Genomic DNA, 18574 nt, shown 5'->3' on the forward strand with positions numbered 1-18574 from the left:
TAATGAAGTTTGAAAAGTCACAGACAGCAATCGACCACCTGACTCCCGAGCAACACCGAATTACCCAGGAGGCGGGCACCGAAAGGCCCTTCACGGGCGAGTACAACGACAACAAGGAGCCTGGCATCTACGTCGACATAGTGTCGGGAGAGCCACTGTTCGCTTCGACGGACAAGTTCGATTCGGGTACTGGCTGGCCCAGCTTCACCAAGCCGATCGTTTCGGCAAACGTGAACGAGGTGCGGGACAGCGCACACGGCATGGTCCGGACGGAGGTCAGGTCAGTACACGCAGACAGTCATCTCGGCCATGTGTTCCCCGATGGTCCTTCCGACCGCGGCGGTCTGCGGTACTGCATCAACTCAGCGTCCCTTCGCTTCATCCCGCGCGACGAGATGGAGTCCGAGGGATACGGTGAATATCTCGATCAAGTAGAGGAGGCTTAACATGCATCAGCGCGCTGTTCTCGCAGGAGGATGTTTCTGGGGCATGCAGGATCTGATCCGCAAGCGGCCCGGCATCATCTCGACCCGTGTGGGTTACACGGGCGGCGATATTCCGAACGCCACGTATCGTAATCACGGCACGCATGCCGAGGGGATCGAGATTGTCTTCGACCCGACAGTGACGAGCTACCGGAACATCCTGGAATTCTTCTTCCAGATCCACGATCCGACGACGCTGAACCGCCAGGGCAATGATCGTGGGCTCTCCTACCGGTCGGGCATCTATTATGTCGACGAGGAGCAGAAGCGCGTCGCCGAGGATACGATCGCCGATGTGGATGCCTCGGGGCTGTGGGATGGCAAAGTGGTGACCGAGGTCCAGCCGGTCGGCGAGTTCTGGGAGGCCGAGCCCGATCACCAGGATTATCTGGAGAAGCGCCCGGGCGGCTACACCTGCCACTTCGTCCGTCCCGGCTGGGTGCTTCCGAAGCGCCAAAAGGTTGACGACGTACAGCCAGCGGCCGGGACCGCGGCGGAATAGGCTTCACTGCCGTTGCCACTGCGCCGATCCGGTCCGCAATCTTCGTGACCGCGTCGTTCAGCGACGCGGTCATCGAACCCTACTTCAGAGTGACGGCTCGTTCCAGTCAGTCGCCATCGCAACACCAGGATCGCAGATTTATGCCAGACCTCTCGTCCTTTCCGATCACGCAGCGCTGGCCGGCATCTCATCCCGATCGCCTGCAACTCTACGCAGCCCCTACGCCCAATGGCGTCAAGGTCTCGATCATGCTTGAGGAGACTGGCCTGGCGTACGAGCCCCACCTGATCGACATCTCGAACAACGAGTCGAAGGATCCGGCGTTCGTGTCGCTGAACCCGAACGGACGCATACCGGCGATCATCGATCCGGCTGGCCCTGACGGTAGACCCATCGCCTTATGGGAATCCGGTGCGATCCTCCTCTATCTGGCCGACAAGACGGGTCAGTTCATCTCCACCGAACCAGGCCAGCGTTACGAGACCCTAGCGTGGGTGTTCTTTCAGATGTCGGCCATCGGGCCGATGTTCGGTCAGCTCGGCTTCTTCCTGCGATTTGGCGGCAAGGACTATGAGGACAAGCGGCCGCAACAGCGCTTTATCGACGAATCCACGCGTCTGCTGGGGATTCTGGATCGCCGGCTGGAAGGCCGCGACTGGATCGTCGACGACTATTCGATCGCGGACATCGCGACGCTCGGCTGGGTGAATGCGCTGGTGGAATTCTACGCTGCGGGTGACATCCTTGGCCTCAGCAGCTTTTCGAACGTCCGCGCATGGCTTGGACGCGGGCTGGCTCGACCGGCCGTCCAGCGTGGCCTCCACATTCCCGCGAGGCCAGCATGAGCATCATCGCCGCCTATTATTACAACGAAGGCAAGCGAGTTCGCGAAATCGCGCTCGATGAGCACGTCAAGTTGGGCGAGAGTCGCTCGGGCTTCTGCTGGATCGCGCTTAGCGAACCCACCCCCGAGGAACTACTCGCGATCCAAAGGACATATAATCTTCATCCGTTGGCGATCGACAACGCGATGCACCCGCTGTGCCCGCCCAAGCTCGAGGTCTACAACGATGAGTTGTACGTCGTCGCGCAGACCGCCGAGCTGGTCGGCGACCGGATCAGCTACGGCAAGATGGCGATCTTCACCGGTCACAATCACCTTATCACCGTGCGGCACGGCAATGCCGGAGCGCTGGGCAAACTTCGGGAGCAACTCGAGGCATCGCCGACGCAGTTCGGCAAGGGTGTCGACTATGTGCTGCACGCGATCTTGCATCGCGTGGTCGACCAGTATCTGCCCATCTTCGAAATGATCGAGGACGACGTCCTGGCGATGGAGCGACGGTCGCTGCACGATTTCCTCGGGCCAGAAGAGGTGGCGCGAATCTTCGAACTAAGGTCCGAACTCACGCGGTTCCAGCGCACGCTCGGGGCTATGGCCGAGCTGGTGCGAAAGCTCGTTCGCGGCCACTTTCCCTGCATCAGCGCCGAAATGACACCATATTTCCACGACGTCGCGGACCATGTCCACCGCGTGCAGTCCATGGTCGACGGCCTCCTGCTTGTCCTGTCCACGGTCTTTGAGGCCAGCAGCCTTCTTGAAGCGCAAAGGACGGGGGTGATCACCCGCCAGCTGGCGGCTTGGGCGGCAATACTGGCAGTCCCGACGGCGATCGCTGGAATATACGGCATGAACTTTAAGCACATGCCGGAGCTGGACACGGCCTACGGATACTTTGTCGTGCTCGGAGTGATAGCGATATCGTGCGTTTTCCTATTTGTGCGCTTCAAGAAGGCTAAGTGGCTGTGAATACTGCCCATCGTTTTCTTCGCCGTCATCTGACGGTTACAGCGGGCCTTATACGGAAGCTTGTCCAATCCAACTCAAGATGAAGGTGCGTCCATGACATAGCAGCTGACCGACGCTCTACAAGCAGTTCAGTCCTTCATCGCCAAGGGCTAAGACCGCGAATAGCGCGTCAAGGACAGCAATCTCGTCGATCTCGAGCCAGGATCAACCATCGGTCCGTGCGGCATCTGCGTCGACGCGGCGTTTCGCCTCGGAAGCGGTGATGATGGCGATAACGCCTCCACCCTCTACGCGATCACCGATCCGGCGACCGAGCATAAGGGCCTGTTGATCGACGTGTTCGATGAAATCTGCTACCGCGACCCAGTTCAAGAGTCGGGACCTCAATGTAGAAGAAGTTGACTAACGAGCATTCGCGTCATCCGATCAAGCAAGCTGGAGACATTTATGAAAGCCATTGGTTACAAGGTTCCGGGACCCATCGCCGCGGATGCCGCGCTGGTCGACATCAATCTGCCTCGGCCTGTCGCTGCAGGATACGATATCCTGGTTGAGGTGAAGGCCGTCTCGGTCAACCCGGTCGACTACAAGGTCCGCAACAGCACGCCGCCGGCAGATGGCGATTGGAAGGTGCTGGGATGGGATGCCGCCGGGATTGTGCGCGAGGTCGGCCCCGACGTCACGCAGTTCGAGTTAGGCGACGAGGTCTATTATGCCGGATCGATCACACGGCCCGGTACCAATGCGGAGTTCCATCTCGTCGACGCCCGGATTGTCGGTCACAAACCTGCGTCGCTCTCCTGGGCGGAAGCGGCGGCGCTGCCGCTGACGACGTTGACGGCCTGGGAGGCGATGTTCGACCGCCTGGACGTGGCGAAGCCCGTACCCGGTGCGGCGGAGGCGATCCTCATCATCGGTGGCGCGGGCGGGGTTGGGTCGATCGCCGTCCAGATCGCGCGACAGCGCACGGACCTCACCGTCATCGCCACAGCCTCTCGACCGGAAACCCAAGAGTGGGTAAGAGGGCTTGGAGCTCACCACGTCATCGACCATTCTCGTCCGCTCGCGCCACAGATCGCCGAACTCGGCATCGGTGCTCCCGCTTTCGTCTTTTCGACCACGCATACCGAGCAACATGTCGCCGACATCGCCGAACTGATCGCCCCACAAGGACGGTTCGGACTGATCGACGATCCCAAGGCATTCGATATCATGGTTTTCAAGCGCAAGGCGGTGTCGATCCACCACGAGCTGATGTTCACGCGGTCGATCTACGGCACGCCCGACATGAATGAGCAGGGCGAGATTCTGGATGCGATGGCAGCGCTGGTTGACGACGGCAAAATCCGCACGACGCTGACCCGGCGACTGTCGCCGATCAATGCCGCCAATCTGAAGACGGTGCATGCACTGATCGAAAGTGGCGCGGCTAAAGGCAAGATCGTCCTCGAAGGCTTCTAACGACCGCGATCGCCAAACATCTTGTCCAACCTCAAAAAGCCGAACGGGTTATGCCCCAGCGATGAGAATCCCATGACCAAATCTATTGCCACCGCCTCGATCAACCGCGAAACCGCAGTCGCCCTCATCGACGCGGCGCTCGCTGCGGCCCGTGCCATCGGCATCCCGGCTGCCGTCGCCGTCGTCGACGCCACCGGTAACCTGCGCGCGTTCGAGCGCACCGACGATGCGCCGTTCCTTACCGTCGATGTTGCCATCGACAAGGCCTGGAGTTCCGCCTCGTTTGGGTTCCCGACCCATGTCTGGAACGACTATGTGACCAACGATCCAAAAGTGGCGCCGCTAGCCTATCGCCCTCGGATGGTCGCTGTCGGCGGCGGTTATCCGATTCTGGAGGATGGGAAGTTGATCGGCGGCATAGGCATCTCCGGAGGCAACTATCAGCAGGATCAGGATGCGTGCGTCGAGGCACTCATGAAAATCGGGTTCCAGTTGCCAGCCTGACGACTGTGAGGCCATCACCGGTGGTAATGGCCAACAGATCCAACCTTTGAGAGGCCTAATGATGGAAGCGTTCGTCGTCTTTACGCGGGAAGAAACCAGCGACCCACATGCACTCGCAACCTATTCTGCAGGCGTCGGACCATCGTTCGATGGTCACGACGTTACCTTTCTCGCCGCTTATGGCGCGATCCAGCATTTGGAGGGGCCGCCCATCGAAGGGGCCGTAATCTTGCGTTTCCCGACGATGCAGGCCGCTCGCGACTGGTATGACAGTCCCGCCTACCAAACCATCGCTGCTCAACGCTTTGCCGGTTCCCGTTACCGCGCCTTTATCATTGAAGGGCGGCGGTGACATACCGACAGAAGCACTTCGGCGCTGACCACGAGGTATCGGCGTGTGAACTCGCATCTTGGGAATCTGTGGGGGGGACCAAGACAGCGGCGCTAGGGGCTCATATCGTCGATCGGATCAGAGAGTTGCTCGGCGAGAATGGGTTATCTATTGCCGAGCTGACGGAGCGGAGCCGCCCTCTCCCAACGGATTGATTCAATCGTTGACGCTCCTCCTATCCGGATCCGGGTTTTCGCACGCTGATCAACAGAGTTACAGCGCGCAACGCCTGTAGTGGGCATCAGGGGATGGGTGGCAATCAGGATGATTGCCCACCTTCCAACGATTAACCTTGCTCAAGTTGCTTCACTAGTCGCTCCGCGTCGAGATGGAAGTCCGAGAAAACAATGCTACCGCCAGCGTCGATAACCGTAAACCACGGAGTTCCTCGTGTGCGGTAGTCTTCCATGAAGGTTGGAAACGGCGAGCCGGTCGGTTGCTCGTCGTGACCGAAAACGATAGGAAGCTCATACTTGAGCTGGTTCACGCGCAACTTCTCGAAGGTATTCTCATGCGTTCCTTCGAAGACGGTCTGGATCACTGCGAACCCCACGTCTTTTGAGCTCAACGCTGCATGCAACTTTTGTAGCGTCGGAAACCCATGCAAATGGCAACCTTGGCACCAATGCTGGAAGGCAAACAAGATTTTCGGGCCGGGCCCGATATCTGACAGTTTGAACGGCGCGATACTTTCCCCATCTTTGCCAATCCATTTTTGCACCCGCAGCTCAGGCGCTTGTCGTTCGATCTCGTTCATCTGATCCTCCAACCCCGATACAGAAGCTTAGTGGATGATCGCGCGTCGCGACGGTGCGCGAACGTCCGACCTTATTTTCCCTATTTCCTGAAGCCAGAATAGATCAGATCGACATTTCGTCCTTAATATACTCAAGCTGCCGGCGAGCGCGAACTGGGCAACCATGCGCTGGTGAGCCTTGAGCTTTGCACGCTGCCCATCCGTTTGAGAGCGAACCTGCAACTTCCGCTCCGCATACCGCAGATCAGCGTACGCAGCCTTGGGGTTATCTACCCTATAGCCATTGGGTATTGGGAATCATGCTGGCCTGACGCTATGTTCGATACGCGATTTTTTACGATGATAGAGCATCTGTATCTGATTTTTAGTCGATTGGCTTATTCGGCGGATGTGCGGGCAAATGCTTTACGCAGAGTACTGAAATGAAGGCCGGCTTCGGTCTGCCGTATCGAGCAAGAGGGGTCACTATGGTCACCAGAGGTTTCACCGGTCGCGGTTCAGGCGACCAGTCCGATCGGATTCCGCCAGGTCAGCATCTGGTGGAGGATTTCCCTGTTCTGTCGGCCGGCCCTACGCCGAGGGTAGAGCCCTCCGACTGGAAATTCACAGTCAAAATTGGTCCGAAGCCCGTCAAAACGTGGAATTGGGGCGAATTCAACACTCTACCAAAGACCCAGGTGACAAAGGATATTCACTGCGTCACCTCTTGGTCCAAACTGGATACCGTTTGGGAGGGTGTACTCATTGAAGACATCCTTGCAGATGCAGAGCTTGATCGGCCTACCGATTTCGTCTTGGCGCACTGCTACGATAATTATTCGACAAACGTCCCTCTGACGGATCTGCTTTCCGGGAAAGCGATGGTCGCCCTCAGTTATGCGGGCAAGCCACTTTCCCGCGATCATGGGGGGCCGGCGCGTCTTCTAGTGCCGCACCTTTACTTCTGGAAATCCGCCAAATGGGTGAATGCGCTGCAATTCACGACGCGTGACGAGGCCGGCTTTTGGGAGCTGCACGGCTATCACATCTACGGCGATCCGTGGCGCGAACAACGATACACCCATGACTGAAAACGAAGCGCAAGTCCGTTCGTGGCAATCATGCGTGATCGACGACATCATCCAGCAAACACCGAGTATCAAGAGCTTCTTCCTTCGGTTGAGCAAGCCGTTCGCGCACACCGCAGGTCAGCACGTCGATATCCGGCTGACCGCGCCCGACGGCTACAGTGCAATGCGCAGCTACTCGATCGCGTCATCGGCAGTTTCGACCCCGATCGTCGAGATAGCTATCGAGCGCATGCCGGATGCCGAAGTTTCGCCGTTTTTTCACGACATCGCGGCGATTGGTGACGAAATCGAAGTTCGCGGTCCGCTCGGTGGCCATTTCCTTTGGCCTGAGCCTGCCATAGATCCGGTTCTGTTGATCGGGGGAGGCTCCGGCCTCGTGCCGTTGATGGCAATGATCCGGCAGCGCCGCGCATTGGCCCAAGCCGTTCCGACAGCGTTGCTCCTGTCCGCACGAACCGCCGAGGACGTTCTCTTCTCAGAAGAACTTCATTGCATCGAAATCAGCGATCCGGCGTTCGTCCTGGCGCTCGCGATTACGCGCGAGAAACCGGTTCGCGCATCGGACTTTGCGCGACGGATCGACGGCATGATGGTCCAAGAAATTCTAACCAGGCTTCAGGGAAAGCCGACGCAAGTGTTCGTCTGCGGGTCTAACGGATTCGTCAACATCGCAACCGATAGCGCGCTGCTGGCGGGCTTGGACGCCTCCATCATCAAGACGGAGCGCTACGGGGGCTAGCGGCGCGAGCTATCTCACGTCGCGCCGATCGTAGACGTGCGCCCTGGGAAGCTTTGGCGATCAACGTGAACCGTTTTGCCGAACACAGTCTTCGTACCCCCCGGCCTCTAGAACGCCTTCGCTCGCGATACCTGGCTCGACATCAAGCTCAATTTGAAAGTTCCTGCACTATCCGTCGTCCTGATATGCTCGACCAGCATGATGGGCGATTCGAGCGGGACCGCTTCCGTCCCAATCGAGGCTCGGTTACCTTAGAGCATCGGCTCGGCGCTACAGGAGGCGCGTGCGGCCTCTGCCTGGCGGTGAAAGCACTTTGGGCCATGTCGCCTGGATAGCGGCCAATCGTCAGCATCTGCTCCGATGTCGGCCAAGGTGCAGTCGCCATCTTTGAACGCCGCGAATTGGAGATCAACGCCATGACAGCGATCCGCGTGCAACTGCCGGAGATGCAATATGACAACTGATGTATTGCTGTACACCACGAATTGGTGCCCGTTCTGCCGCCGAGCGAAGGCGCTCCTCAAGGAAAAGGGCGTGCGATGGAAGGAGCTCGATATTGAGGCGGATCCGGCTCACCGGCAGGCCATGGCGGAAGCGTCGGGGCGAAGCTCCGTGCCGCAGATCTTCATCAATGGCACCCTTATCGGTGGCTCCGATGAGCTATTCGCGCTCGATGTCAGAGGCGAGCTCGACAAACTTCTCGGGCGCAACCCGCCTGCCACCTGAGGAGGTGCGGCTTGGGGCAGCCAGCCCGCGAGCCTTCGCCGGTTGATGAATACAAAAGGAGAGTCCGTTGGTCTCAGCCATCTGGAAAGACACTACTATCGCCACAAGCGACGAAACAGTCATCGTCGAGGGAAATCACTACTTCCCACCGTCAGGAGTCGACCTGAGCCTGCTTGAGATGAGCCCGCACACATCTGTCTGTCCGATCAAAGGCGCCGCGCGCTTCTTTCATGTTCGCGCGGGTGACGCGCTCAACGTGAACGCCGCTTGGACCTATCCCGCCCCCACTCCGGATGCCGAGGGTATCCGGGATTACATCGCTTTCTGGAAAGGCGTGGACGTTGCCTAGCAGACTGGACGGACGACTTCGCTGATAGCCATGCGGGCGCCGACATCTCAATTAGGGGTCGTTTGCGGGAGAGGGCGAAATCCTACGCTAAGGCTTTGGCCAACGATATTCTCCGGTAAGATTGATGTGTTCCGAGGGGATAGGAGAAGTCGCTTGATATCTAGTATGACGTCTGTCGCACCTGCTTGATCGCGGCCGCGATAGCTAGATCGCGTTGCTCCTCTTCTCCATCCGCGTTCCAAGCTGCGGAAAGGCACCCATAAGCGTACGCCTGGTCGAGCAGGCGACGCGGATCGACGTCCAGCGCACGAGAGAATGCGTCCGCCATCTGTGCAATGCGTCTGGGATCGAGACAAAGGTCGTCTCTGTCAGCCGGATCGTAGAACATATTGGCGGCGCCAAAGCCCACTTCACCGACCAGACCGACGGGATCTATCACCAGCCAGCCGCGACTGGAGAACATGATGTTTTCATGATGCAGATCGCCATGTAGCCCACGCAGTTCCGAGGCATTGCTCATCATTTGATCGGCTATAATCGCCGCGTGGACGTAGTCAGTTTGACAACCTGCGTTTTGATCATCGCGCGCCCGCTGAAACAAAGCTGCAAAGCGATCCCGGATCGGGAGAAGGGCAGAAGGCAGGGGTTCCTCAGATGCGGCATACAGCTTCGCCATTAGTTCCGCTGCAATTTCGGTCGCCTGGTAGTCGCCGTGCTCGGCAACGATGTGAGAGAGCATTCGCTCCCCGGCATATTCGAGCAACATCAGATTGTTCTCACGACCGAGCAACCGGACTGCTCCCCTCCCATTGCGCCATACCAGATAGTCGGCCCCGCGCAGTTCATCAGCAATGTCTTCTATAGGTTTCAATCCCTTGACGATTGCAGGAGTCCCGTCTGGCAATGAAACTTTCCAAACGAGGCTGGAAAAGGTGTCCGCAATGAGAACAGGTTGCGAAACGTGCCAATGAGCAGGAAAAACAGGCGGCATGAACATCAACCCCAAGTCAGAGGGTCCAATCGCAGATAGAAGGCAAGGCGTTCGCGGTCGGGGGCTTCGATCCCCAATACATTGAATAGGACAGCGAAGGCGCGCTCTGCTTCATCTGGCGCTGCCCAGTTCTCTTCGGCGTTAGCAATCATGAGTGCCAAATCGGCATAGCGATCTGCTGTTCCGAGCCGCCCAAGGTCGATCAGACCCGTGCATCGAAGAGTTTTAGGGTCCACCATGAAGTTCGGCATGCAGGGATCACCATGGCAAACAACCATATCGGTGCGCTCTTGGTCGAGCCGCACCGGTAGCTCTCGTTCGACACGAGCCAAAAGATCGAGCTGCGGCGTACTCTTGTCCTCGTCCGGTAAGAAGTCGGGATTGACGGCATTGCGGGACACCACATCAACGGCGCGTCCGAACATTCGCGACAGCCTGCGCTCAAACGGACATTGATCAACCGATAGGCTGTGAACAGCGCCAAGTTGCTGCCCCATTGACGGCCACGCTTTGAGCAAATCCGCTCCAGACAGATCAGCCGCCGGTACTCCCGGAATTGCCGTTATCACCAAGCATGCACCCTCCTGTTCCTCCTGCCAGTTGATCACCTCGGGGCAAGCCACACCTCGACCTTTGAGCCAAATGAGGCGGTCACGCTCTCCAGCGAGCTCACCGCGGCGGGAAGCAGGTGCGATTTTCGCGAAGGCATGCCCGTCACCACGTCGAAAAACAAAATCACCAGATTCTCCGCCTCTGACAGGCAACCAGTCAGAATGCGATTCACCAAAAAAAATATTAGTTCGATTCAATGGAGGTTCCTTCAGTTTTCTGATGAAGCGCGGAGGTGGCTCAACCTGCGAAAAGAAACGAGTTGCTACGTAAGTCCGAGAACATGCTTTCCATGGTCTCTGAGCTCGCCTTTGGGACCGACATATCGGTAGAGAGTGACGCGCTCGATGCCGAGTTCCTTGCAGAGATCGGAAACTGAAGTATCGCGCTGGGCCATGGCGGCTTGCGCGAGACGCACCTGAGCTTTGGTGAGCGCGAATTTTCGTCCGCCCTTGCGACCGCGCGCTCTCGCGGAGGCGAGACCCGCCATGGTGCGCTCTCGGATCAGATCCCGCTCGAACTCGGCCAAGGTGGCGAAGATTCCGAACACCATGCGACCGGACGCAGTCGTGGTGTCGATCTGAGCGCCCTTTCCAGTCAGAACCCGCAGGCCGATCTTGCGGTCTGACAGCTCCTTCACCGTGTTGACCAGATGGGCAAGCGATCGTCCGAGGCGATCGAGCTTCCAGACCACCAGCACATCGCCGTCACGCAATGACTTGAGGCAGGCAGTCAAGCCAGGGCGATCATCACGACCGCCGGAAGCAAGATCATCATAGATATTGTCCCGTTCGACACCTGCGGCGCGCAAGGCGTCGTGCTGCAGGTCCAGAGACTGCGAGCCATCGGCTTTGGAGACGCGGGCATATCCGATCAGCATGTATCACAAACGTTGGTTTGAGGCGGCGCTTCGGCCACGATTGCATTGACCTCTGGAAATGTATCTCAACCAGCTTCATAAATAAAGCGTCTTGAACGCTATCAGATTTTGAAAAAGGAACATGTATGCCGCGTCGCGTCACTCTAACCGATCGGCAGAAAGACGCGCTGTTGCGCTTGCCGACTTCACAGACGGATTTGCTCAAGCACTATACGCTGAGTGATGAAGACCTTGGGCATATCAGGCTGCGTCGGCGCGTTCACAACAGGTTCGGCTTCGCCCTGCAATTGTGTGTCCTGCACTATCCCGGCCGGGTGCTGGCTCCAGGCGAACTGATCCCTGCAGAGGTCATCGAATTTATCGGAGCGCAGCTTGGCCTGGGTGCCGACGATCTCGTAGACTATGCTGCCCGCGAGGAAACACGGCACGAGCATCTTGCCGAGTTACGGGGGCTCTACGGCTTCCGCACCTTCTCCGGGCGTGGTGCGAGCGAGCTGAAGGAATGGTTGTTCCGAGAAGCGGAGATGGCGGTGTCGAACGAGGATATCGCCCGTCGCTTCGTAGCCGAGTGCCGACGCACCCGCACTGTCCTTCCCGCGACATCCACGATCGAGCGGCTTTGTGCCGCGGCTCTCGTCGATGCCGAGCGACGCATCGAGACGAGGATCGCCAGTCGGCTGCCTATGTCGATCCGAGAACAGTTGCTGGCATTGCTCGAGGAGACGGCTGATGATCGGGTGACCCGTTTTGTGTGGCTGCGCCAGTTCGAGCCTGGCTCGAACTCTTCGTCGGCCAACCGGCTGCTCGACCGGCTCGAATATCTGCAACGCATCGATCTCCCCGAGGATCTGCTTGCCGGCGTTCCTGCCCATCGGGTGACTCGTCTGCGCAGGCAGGGTGAACGGTATTATGCCGACGGCATGCGCGATCTCCCGGAGGACAGGCGGCTTGCGATCTTGGCTGTTTGCGTCTCGGAATGGCAGGCGATGTTGGCCGACGCAGTGGTCGAAACCCACGACCGGATCGTCGGCCGTCTCTACCGTGCTTCGGAGCGTATTTGCCATGCAAAGGTCGCAGACGAAGCGGGGGTGGTGCGTGACACCCTGAAATCCTTCGCCGAGATCGGGGGCGCCCTGGTCGATGCACAGGATGATGGCCAGCCGCTGGGCGATGTCATCGCGAGTGGGTCAGGGTGGGACGGCTTAAAAACCCTTGTTGCAATGGCAACCAGGCTGACCGCCACCATGGCCGACGATCCGCTCAATCATGTGCTCGACGGTTATCACCGCTTCCGCCGATACGCTCCACGCATGTTGCGCCTGCTCGATCTGCGAGCTGCGCCCGTTGCACTGCCGCTTCTGGAAGCGGTGACGGCCCTTCGTACCGGTTTGAACGATGCCGCGATGACCAGCTTCTTGCGGCCCAGCTCGAAATGGCATCGCCACCTTCGGGCCCAGAGGGCTGGCGACGCTCGCCTATGGGAGATCGCGGTGCTGTTCCATCTGCGCGATGCGTTCCGCTCCGGAGATGTCTGGCTTACTAGGTCCCGGCGCTATGGCGATCTGAAACACGCACTCGTTCCGGCACAATCCATCGCGGAAGGCGGTCGTCTCGCTGTGCCATTGCGGCCGGAGGAATGGCTGGCAGACCGGCAAGCTCGCCTCGACATGCGGTTGCGCGAGCTTGGCCGTGCCGCTCGCGCAGGCACGATCCCGGGCGGGTCGATTGAAAACGGCGTTCTGCATATCGAGAAACTCGAAGCCGCCGCGCCGACAGGCGCCGAAGATCTGGTGCTCGATCTCTACAAGCAGATCCCGCCCACGCGCATCACCGATCTCCTGCTGGAGGTGGATGCGGCGACCGGCTTCACCGAAGCGTTCACCCATCTGCGCACAGGAGCACCCTGCGCTGACCGGATCGGGCTAATGAACGTTATCTTGGCGGAAGGGATCAACCTCGGCTTGCGCAAAATGGCGGATGCGACAAACACCCACACCTTCTGGGAATTGATCCGCATTGGACGGTGGCATGTCGAGGGCGAAGCCTATGACCGGGCGCTGGCCATGGTGGTCGAGGCACAGGCAGCGTTACCCATGGCCCGGTTCTGGGGCATGGGCACGTCGGCTTCGAGCGACGGACAGTTCTTCGTCGCTACAGAGCAAGGTGAGGCCATGAACCTGGTCAACGCGAAATATGGCAATACCCCGGGCCTGAAAGCCTATAGCCACGTCTCCGACCAATATGCGCCGTTCGCAACCCAGGTGATTCCTGCAACGGCAAGCGAAGCGCCTTACATCCTCGATGGCCTGCTGATGAACGATGCTGGACGCCATATCCGCGAGCAGTTCACCGACACGGGCGGCTTCACCGATCACGTCTTTGCCGCATGTGCCATTCTCGGCTACCGGTTCGCTCCGCGCATCCGCGACCTGCCATCCAAACGGCTCTACGCGTTCAATCCGTCGGCCGCCCCGGCGCACCTGCGAGCGTTGATCGGCGGAAAGGTCAACCAAGCCATGATCGAGCGCAATTGGCCCGACATCCTGCGCATCGCCGCCACCATTGCTGCCGGGACCGTCGCGCCAAGCCAGATTCTGCGGAAACTCGCCTCCTATCCGCGGCAGAACGAGCTCGCGACAGCCCTGCGGGAAGTCGGTCGCGTCGAGCGCACCCTGTTCATGATCGACTGGATTCTGGATGCCGAACTCCAACGGCGTGCCCAGATCGGGCTCAACAAAGGCGAAGCTCATCATGCGCTGAAGCGGGCAATCAGCTTCCACCGCCGCGGTGAAATCCGCGACCGTTCCGCCGAAGGCCAGCATTACCGCATCGCCGGCATGAATCTGCTCGCCGCCATCATCATCTTCTGGAACACCATGAAGCTCGGCGAGGTCGTTGCAAACCAGAAACGCGATGGAAAGCTGCTATCGCCCGATCTCTTGGCCCATGTTTCGCCGCTCGGATGGGAACACATCAATCTCACCGGAGAATATCGCTGGCCAAAGCCTTAGCGTAGGATTCCGCCCCCTCCCGCAAACGACCCCTTATAGGGCGAGGCGTACAGGCTCTGGGTATATCGGTAACGAACTGCTGGAGCAGTACCCGGCCGCTAACGACGATCTGCCGTAGGCTTCGTAATAAATTATCAGGGACATATACAACTGCGTGACGATCTGGCTGCGCTATCCAGCACCATGAGCGACTTGCGCCTGCATATTCGAGCTCTGGAAGTTAAGTATCACGACGGATGTCCCGCGCTGGTTGATGCGCTGGTCGCTGATTTCCTGCGCAATCTCAACGAGCAGTATCTGACGGTTTACATGCGCGTACTGGCGTTCAGCGGCTGTTTTCACGACTGACTGCGATCGGACGGTTTACGGCACGCTAACGCGGAGATACGCCCCGATTAAGGCTTACTCTGGACCACTCCGACGACTCACATAACCTTCTTCGTGGCTTAAATTGGGATTGTTCAAGCTTGGCAGGGTGAGAGATTATTACGGCTTACGCCGTAATGCTTTTTTCATCCTCACTTCGCGGAATAAACACGCACATAATATGTGGAAATATCAGGGTAAACAGGCTGACTAGGAGCGGTACGAGAAAGTTCTGTATTAAAAAACTAAGTATCCGCGAAACAGCCGATGCGACAGGTTACAGTCCCTCTCTGATATGTACGATTTCAGTTACTGCAAAGGAAAACTCTGTCAGCAGTGGAGTAGTTAAGTTACAACTATATTACAAAAGGGATATGATTTTTCAGGCTTTTTCAAAGTGATCCAGCTTCATCTCCATGATCCACCATTCGGCTACTTACATGAGTAATTCCGGGTCATCATTCTTGTTGGCAAAAAAAGCATAAAATGACACGCCAACATCATCCCCTTTTGCCGCTGTCTTAGCTTCACATACCTTCACAATCTTCGCTCAAATGCTGGCTCTCATTATCTTTCTCTTATAGTTGCTGAGGACACATGCTCTCAGACGCTGTCGAATGGGCAGAATTGGTTAAAGATCCTCACGCCCGGGAACCCCAACGGACAATGCGACTGTGGAGTCGTTCAATGGCAGGCTACGGCAGGAGTGCCTGAATGAAAACTGGTTCATGTCGCTGGAAGATGCCCGGTCCAAAATCGAGGCTTGGCGCATACACTATAACCAGAAGCGTCCCCATTCTACTCTGGGATGGATGACCCCGTCCGAATTTGCAGAAAAATCTGTCGGTTGCCAGAATATGTAACCAACATGAAGCCGGTTATTCCTGATTATGACTGGAGCATATTCGGGGGCGGGGTCAGAAGCCGGATATTCCTAATTATGAATGGATCACATACTGGGAGCGCGTCAATATGAAGACATTACTATCATCGGTGTGTATGAATCAACGGGGAGAAGGTCAAAGGAAACCGGAGCGACAGAAATAGCAAAGATGATAAGTATCGCACGTTCCACGGTCAATAAAATCATCGAAGAGTCGAAAATGTGAATGTCGGCAGTCGGTTTTTTTAAAAGGTCAATATAATGAAAATAAAAGATTTTTACCGACCACGTTAGCATTATCGTGGAAATGTGCGCGAAACCCTTAATGCGACAAAGCCTATCAGAACGCATTGGCGGAAAAGGCCAACGAGATACTGAAGACGAAGTTTTTGCTGTCACGCCCGGCAGATCTGTAGCAGGCAAGAAAGATGGTGAGGGAATCAATAGCAATTTACAACAGAGTTCAGCCTCACTAGGCACTAAAATACAAAACGCCCGATACGGTGCATCAGGCGTTTTACAGGCATAAAAGTGTCAACCTATGCTAGGACTAGTCAGTCGAAATCCCGGCGCAGATACGCGGTGCATATCCCTGATTCAAAGCCCTTCGGTGACAATTTTAGCGGCAGCAGCCAACACGTCTTTGCGGGCTTCTGCATTCTGCTGTGGCTGAGTGAAATAGGTTACCAACACCAACGGTGCGTGGTTCGCTGGCCAAATCACGGCGATATCGTTAGTGGTACCGTAATCACCACTGCCGGTTTTATCACCGACCACCCACGTGGCTGGCAGACCTGCGCGAATGCTGGCTCCGCCGGTAGTGTTCCCCTTCATCCATTCAACCAGTTGAGCACGCTGTGGTTCACCCAGCGCCTTGCCCAAAGTTAGGGTTTGCAGGCTTTTTGCCATCGCCAGCGGCGAGGTAGTGTCACGCTTATCGCTGGGAATGGCAGTATTTAAAGTAGGCTCGGTACGATCGAGACGAAAGGTTTTATCACCAATAGTACGCGCATACTCTGTCACTTTTGCCGGGCCGCCAAGATGCTCAAGGATCTTGTTCATCGCCGTGTTGTCACTGTACTGGATGGCGGCGGCACTGAGCTCTGCAAGGGTCATCCCGGTATCCAGGTGTTTTTCGGCGATCGGGTTGTAGTTGACCAGATCGGATTGTTTGATTTCCATCCGCTTAGCCAAAAGATTTTTATCCATCTCGCTCTGTTTTAACAACGCCGACACCGCCATCACCTTGCTAGTGCTACACATGGGAAAACGTTCATCCCCACGATACAGGATCTGCGAATTATCGGCGGTATCGATCAGCGCCACGCCAAGGCGGCCACCGGAGTTTTTCTCGAGCTCGGACAGTTGCTGCTGAATATTTGCTTTGGCATTAGCGGATTGAGCCCATAATGGTGCGCTACCGAACAGCAGCGGCATAACCGTAGCGACCATCAGGGTGGTTTGACGTAATGTATTTTTAACCATGTTTTGCCTCACATAAAATGGATTAACTCAGCGGGTTGTTCTGCAGATGGCGAGAACTATCTTCTTTTAGACCGTTATTGACAAGCGACAAGAATTTTCTCTAACATAAAGAAAATCTTTTGGATAATACCTATGCGTTCTAACCCTCCCCTGAATGCTCTACGTGCTTTTGAAGCCTCTGCCAGACATTTGAGTTTCACTCGGGCAGCGCTGGAGCTCTATGTTACCCAGGCTGCCGTTAGCCAACAGGTTCGGCTGCTTGAAGAGCGCCTGGGCATGGTGCTGTTTAAACGATTACCCCGTGGTTTAGAAATGACAGAGGAATCACGGGCGCTGTTTGCCGTGTTAACCGACGCCTTTGGCCATATTGAAAAAGCCTTCCGGCAGTTTGAAGGGGGGCAGTTCCAGGAGGTGCTTACCGTGGCTGCCGTCGGCACTTTTGCCGTGGGCTGGCTGTTACCACGTCTCGATCGGTTCAGGCAAGAGCATCCTTTTGTCAAACTGCGGCTGCGCACCAACAACAACGTTGTTAATCTGGCCGCCGAAGGGCTTGATTTCGCCATCCGTTTTGGCACGGGTTTGTGGCCATCAACCCATAACGAGATGCTGTTTAATGCTCCGCTGACCGTATTGTGCACGCCAGCTACGGCTAAGCGGCTCGTTACCCCAGCCGATCTGCTGCAAGAGGATTTACTGCGTTCTTACCGTGCTGAAGAGTGGGAAAACTGGTTTGCTGCCGCTGGCTTGCAGGCTGTGAGAGTGAATGGCGCCATCTTTGACTCATCCCGTCTGATGATCGAGAGCGCTATCCATTCCGGCGGTGTGGCATTAGCCCCAGCGAAAATGTTTGTCCGGGAGCTAACCACCGCGCAGCTGGTGCGCCCATTTGCTACCGAAATCAATATGGGCAGTTACTGGTTAACCCATTTAAAATCGAAAGCAATGACCCCGGCGATGGAAATATTTAGCGAATGGTTACTGAAAGAAGCGGCAGAAGATAATACGTAGGGGCGCAGCATGCTGTGCCCCTCGGGTTTCCAGACTTATTGCTTGTGGTGAGTCAGGCGGGTAGCAAAAAAATGGTTTTTCGGAAGAAATGCGGGCTTCCGAAAACAAACAGAGACAGGACATGTCCGTTCAAACATTCAGGAACAGGTAACGGGATTTAACGGAACCTGAATGCCCCCCGATAACTGTCATCATCTTGGCTGAAGACACAGGTATTAGGGGAGCCAAAAGCAGGCGCGTTGCCTGTGATGGATTATGTTGTAACTAGAGTCCTGAGTTGCTGTAGGATATATCACTGAAGGTATTGAATAACACGCCCGTAAGCAGCCCTTACGGCTCGCTAACGCGGAGATACACCCCGACTGCGGCTTCGCCTTGTCATGAGCACTCCGACGGCTCACAAAGGCACTGTTGCAAATAGTCGGTGGTGATAAACTTATCATCCCCTTTTACTGATGGAGCTGCACATGAACCCATTCAAAGGCCGGCATTTTCAGCGTGACATCATTCTGTGGGCCGTACGCTGGTACTGCAAATACGGCATCAG

20 protein-coding genes and 5 pseudogenes are annotated in these 18574 nt (G+C 56.9%); 18 read left to right on the forward strand and 7 right to left on the reverse strand.

Annotated elements, in window-relative coordinates; translation table 11 throughout:
• The first annotated feature begins 2 nt into the window (after positions 1–2).
• From msrB to HII27_RS24550, 4 genes are all read left to right on the forward strand, one after another.
• Positions 3–446 (forward strand): peptide-methionine (R)-S-oxide reductase MsrB, encoded by a 444-nt coding sequence (gene msrB / locus HII27_RS24535; protein WP_003464965.1) that lies wholly within the window; start codon positions 3–5, stop codon positions 444–446.
• 1 nt (position 447) lies between these two features.
• Complete coding sequence (msrA, locus tag HII27_RS24540; protein ID WP_003464967.1) at positions 448–987, forward strand: peptide-methionine (S)-S-oxide reductase MsrA; 540 nt, start codon at positions 448–450, stop codon at positions 985–987.
• A gap of 140 nt (positions 988–1127) precedes the next feature.
• Positions 1128–1832 carry a glutathione S-transferase N-terminal domain-containing protein gene (locus HII27_RS24545; protein ID WP_003464969.1) on the forward strand — a complete coding sequence of 235 codons (705 nt, stop codon included), beginning with the start codon at positions 1128–1130 and terminating at the stop codon, positions 1830–1832.
• Complete coding sequence (locus HII27_RS24550; protein ID WP_003464971.1) at positions 1829–2797, forward strand: magnesium and cobalt transport protein CorA; 969 nt, start codon at positions 1829–1831, stop codon at positions 2795–2797. The genes HII27_RS24545 and HII27_RS24550 overlap by 4 nt, the downstream gene beginning before the upstream one ends.
• 204 nt (positions 2798–3001) lie before the next feature.
• Here HII27_RS24550 and HII27_RS24555 read toward each other — a convergent pair whose 3' ends face one another.
• On the reverse strand, positions 3002–3169 hold the full coding sequence (locus tag HII27_RS24555) for a hypothetical protein (protein WP_016487060.1): 168 nt from the start codon (positions 3167–3169) through the stop codon (positions 3002–3004).
• 75 nt (positions 3170–3244) lie between these two features.
• On the opposite strand from HII27_RS24555, the gene HII27_RS24560 reads away from it, so the two are divergent.
• The 3 genes from HII27_RS24560 (at position 3245) to HII27_RS24570 (ending at position 5114) form a co-directional block, all read left to right on the forward strand.
• Positions 3245–4258: a zinc-binding alcohol dehydrogenase family protein gene (locus HII27_RS24560; protein ID WP_002118279.1), complete on the forward strand. Its 1014-nt coding sequence runs from the start codon at positions 3245–3247 to the stop codon at positions 4256–4258.
• A 72-nt stretch (positions 4259–4330) separates the two neighbouring features.
• Positions 4331–4762 carry a GlcG/HbpS family heme-binding protein gene (locus HII27_RS24565; RefSeq protein ID WP_005006001.1) on the forward strand — a complete coding sequence of 144 codons (432 nt, stop codon included), beginning with the start codon at positions 4331–4333 and terminating at the stop codon, positions 4760–4762.
• Positions 4763–4820: 58 nt separating this feature from the next.
• A complete protein-coding gene (locus HII27_RS24570) occupies positions 4821–5114 on the forward strand; it encodes a DUF1330 domain-containing protein (protein ID WP_010591688.1) in 294 nt (97 codons plus the stop codon).
• A gap of 325 nt (positions 5115–5439) precedes the next feature.
• Here the strand turns inward: HII27_RS24570 and HII27_RS24575 are convergent, their stop codons facing one another.
• Positions 5440–5910: a TlpA family protein disulfide reductase gene (locus HII27_RS24575; RefSeq protein ID WP_003464979.1), complete on the reverse strand. Its 471-nt coding sequence runs from the start codon at positions 5908–5910 to the stop codon at positions 5440–5442.
• A 467-nt stretch (positions 5911–6377) separates the two neighbouring features.
• Here HII27_RS24575 and HII27_RS24580 point away from each other — a divergent pair, with 467 nt between their 5' ends.
• From HII27_RS24580 to HII27_RS24595, 4 genes are all read left to right on the forward strand, one after another.
• Positions 6378–6980, forward strand: coding sequence for a sulfite oxidase-like oxidoreductase (locus tag HII27_RS24580; protein ID WP_003464980.1), 603 nt, complete (start codon positions 6378–6380; stop codon positions 6978–6980).
• A complete protein-coding gene (locus HII27_RS24585) occupies positions 6973–7719 on the forward strand; it encodes a ferredoxin reductase (RefSeq protein ID WP_002118292.1) in 747 nt (248 codons plus the stop codon). Before HII27_RS24580 ends, HII27_RS24585 begins: the two co-directional genes overlap by 8 nt.
• 453 nt (positions 7720–8172) lie before the next feature.
• Entirely contained in the window at positions 8173–8445 is a 273-nt protein-coding gene (gene grxC / locus HII27_RS24590; protein ID WP_005005995.1) for a glutaredoxin 3, read from the forward strand.
• 67 nt (positions 8446–8512) lie between these two features.
• A complete protein-coding gene (locus tag HII27_RS24595) occupies positions 8513–8794 on the forward strand; it encodes a DUF427 domain-containing protein (protein ID WP_003464986.1) in 282 nt (93 codons plus the stop codon).
• A 160-nt stretch (positions 8795–8954) separates the two neighbouring features.
• On the opposite strand, the gene HII27_RS24600 is transcribed toward HII27_RS24595, so the two are convergent.
• From HII27_RS24600 to HII27_RS24610, 3 genes are all read right to left on the reverse strand, one after another.
• Positions 8955–9791 carry an aminoglycoside O-phosphotransferase APH(6)-Id gene (locus HII27_RS24600; RefSeq protein ID WP_000480968.1) on the reverse strand — a complete coding sequence of 279 codons (837 nt, stop codon included), beginning with the start codon at positions 9789–9791 and terminating at the stop codon, positions 8955–8957.
• Positions 9791–10594 carry an aminoglycoside O-phosphotransferase APH(3'')-Ib gene (aph(3'')-Ib, locus tag HII27_RS24605; protein ID WP_031943936.1) on the reverse strand — a complete coding sequence of 268 codons (804 nt, stop codon included), beginning with the start codon at positions 10592–10594 and terminating at the stop codon, positions 9791–9793. The genes HII27_RS24600 and aph(3'')-Ib overlap by 1 nt, the downstream gene beginning before the upstream one ends.
• Before the next feature lie 65 nt (positions 10595–10659).
• Positions 10660–11274 carry a recombinase family protein gene (locus tag HII27_RS24610; protein WP_000904906.1) on the reverse strand — a complete coding sequence of 205 codons (615 nt, stop codon included), beginning with the start codon at positions 11272–11274 and terminating at the stop codon, positions 10660–10662.
• Positions 11275–11399: 125 nt separating this feature from the next.
• Here HII27_RS24610 and HII27_RS24615 point away from each other — a divergent pair, with 125 nt between their 5' ends.
• From HII27_RS24615 to HII27_RS27295, 3 genes and pseudogenes are all read left to right on the forward strand, one after another.
• Positions 11400–14285, forward strand: a complete 2886-nt coding sequence (locus HII27_RS24615) for a Tn3 family transposase (protein WP_058671249.1) — start codon at positions 11400–11402, stop codon at positions 14283–14285.
• A 183-nt stretch (positions 14286–14468) separates the two neighbouring features.
• The gene (locus HII27_RS24620; protein ID WP_154590091.1) at positions 14469–14633 is read left to right on the forward strand and encodes a hypothetical protein; all 165 of its coding nucleotides are present in this window, start codon (positions 14469–14471) and stop codon (positions 14631–14633) included.
• A gap of 184 nt (positions 14634–14817) precedes the next feature.
• Positions 14818–14977 (forward strand): annotated as a pseudogene (locus tag HII27_RS27295) (recombinase family protein); the annotation flags it as partial.
• Positions 14978–15033: 56 nt separating this feature from the next.
• Here the strand turns inward: HII27_RS27295 and HII27_RS27030 are convergent.
• Positions 15034–15195: pseudogene (locus HII27_RS27030) on the reverse strand (DUF6500 family protein).
• A 97-nt stretch (positions 15196–15292) separates the two neighbouring features.
• Between HII27_RS27030 and HII27_RS24625 the strand changes: the two are divergent.
• Positions 15293–15514 (forward strand): annotated as a pseudogene (locus HII27_RS24625) (integrase core domain-containing protein); the annotation flags it as partial.
• Between the two features lie 358 nt (positions 15515–15872).
• Positions 15873–16082: pseudogene (locus HII27_RS24630) on the forward strand (integrase core domain-containing protein); the annotation flags it as partial.
• A 49-nt stretch (positions 16083–16131) separates the two neighbouring features.
• On the opposite strand, the gene HII27_RS24635 reads toward HII27_RS24630, so the two are convergent.
• Positions 16132–17019, reverse strand: a complete 888-nt coding sequence (locus tag HII27_RS24635; protein ID WP_032489477.1) for an extended-spectrum class A beta-lactamase SFO-1 — start codon at positions 17017–17019, stop codon at positions 16132–16134.
• Positions 17020–17151: 132 nt separating this feature from the next.
• Between HII27_RS24635 and HII27_RS24640 the strand changes: the two genes are divergently transcribed.
• Together HII27_RS24640 and HII27_RS24645 are read left to right on the forward strand one after the other, a co-directional pair.
• Positions 17152–18027, forward strand: a complete 876-nt coding sequence (locus HII27_RS24640; protein WP_032492461.1) for a LysR family transcriptional regulator — start codon at positions 17152–17154, stop codon at positions 18025–18027.
• Between the two features lie 467 nt (positions 18028–18494).
• Positions 18495–18574: pseudogene (locus tag HII27_RS24645) on the forward strand (IS6 family transposase); the annotation flags it as partial.

Source organism: Kluyvera sichuanensis, assembly GCF_014218705.1.
Lineage (GTDB): Bacteria > Pseudomonadota > Gammaproteobacteria > Enterobacterales > Enterobacteriaceae > Kluyvera > Kluyvera sichuanensis.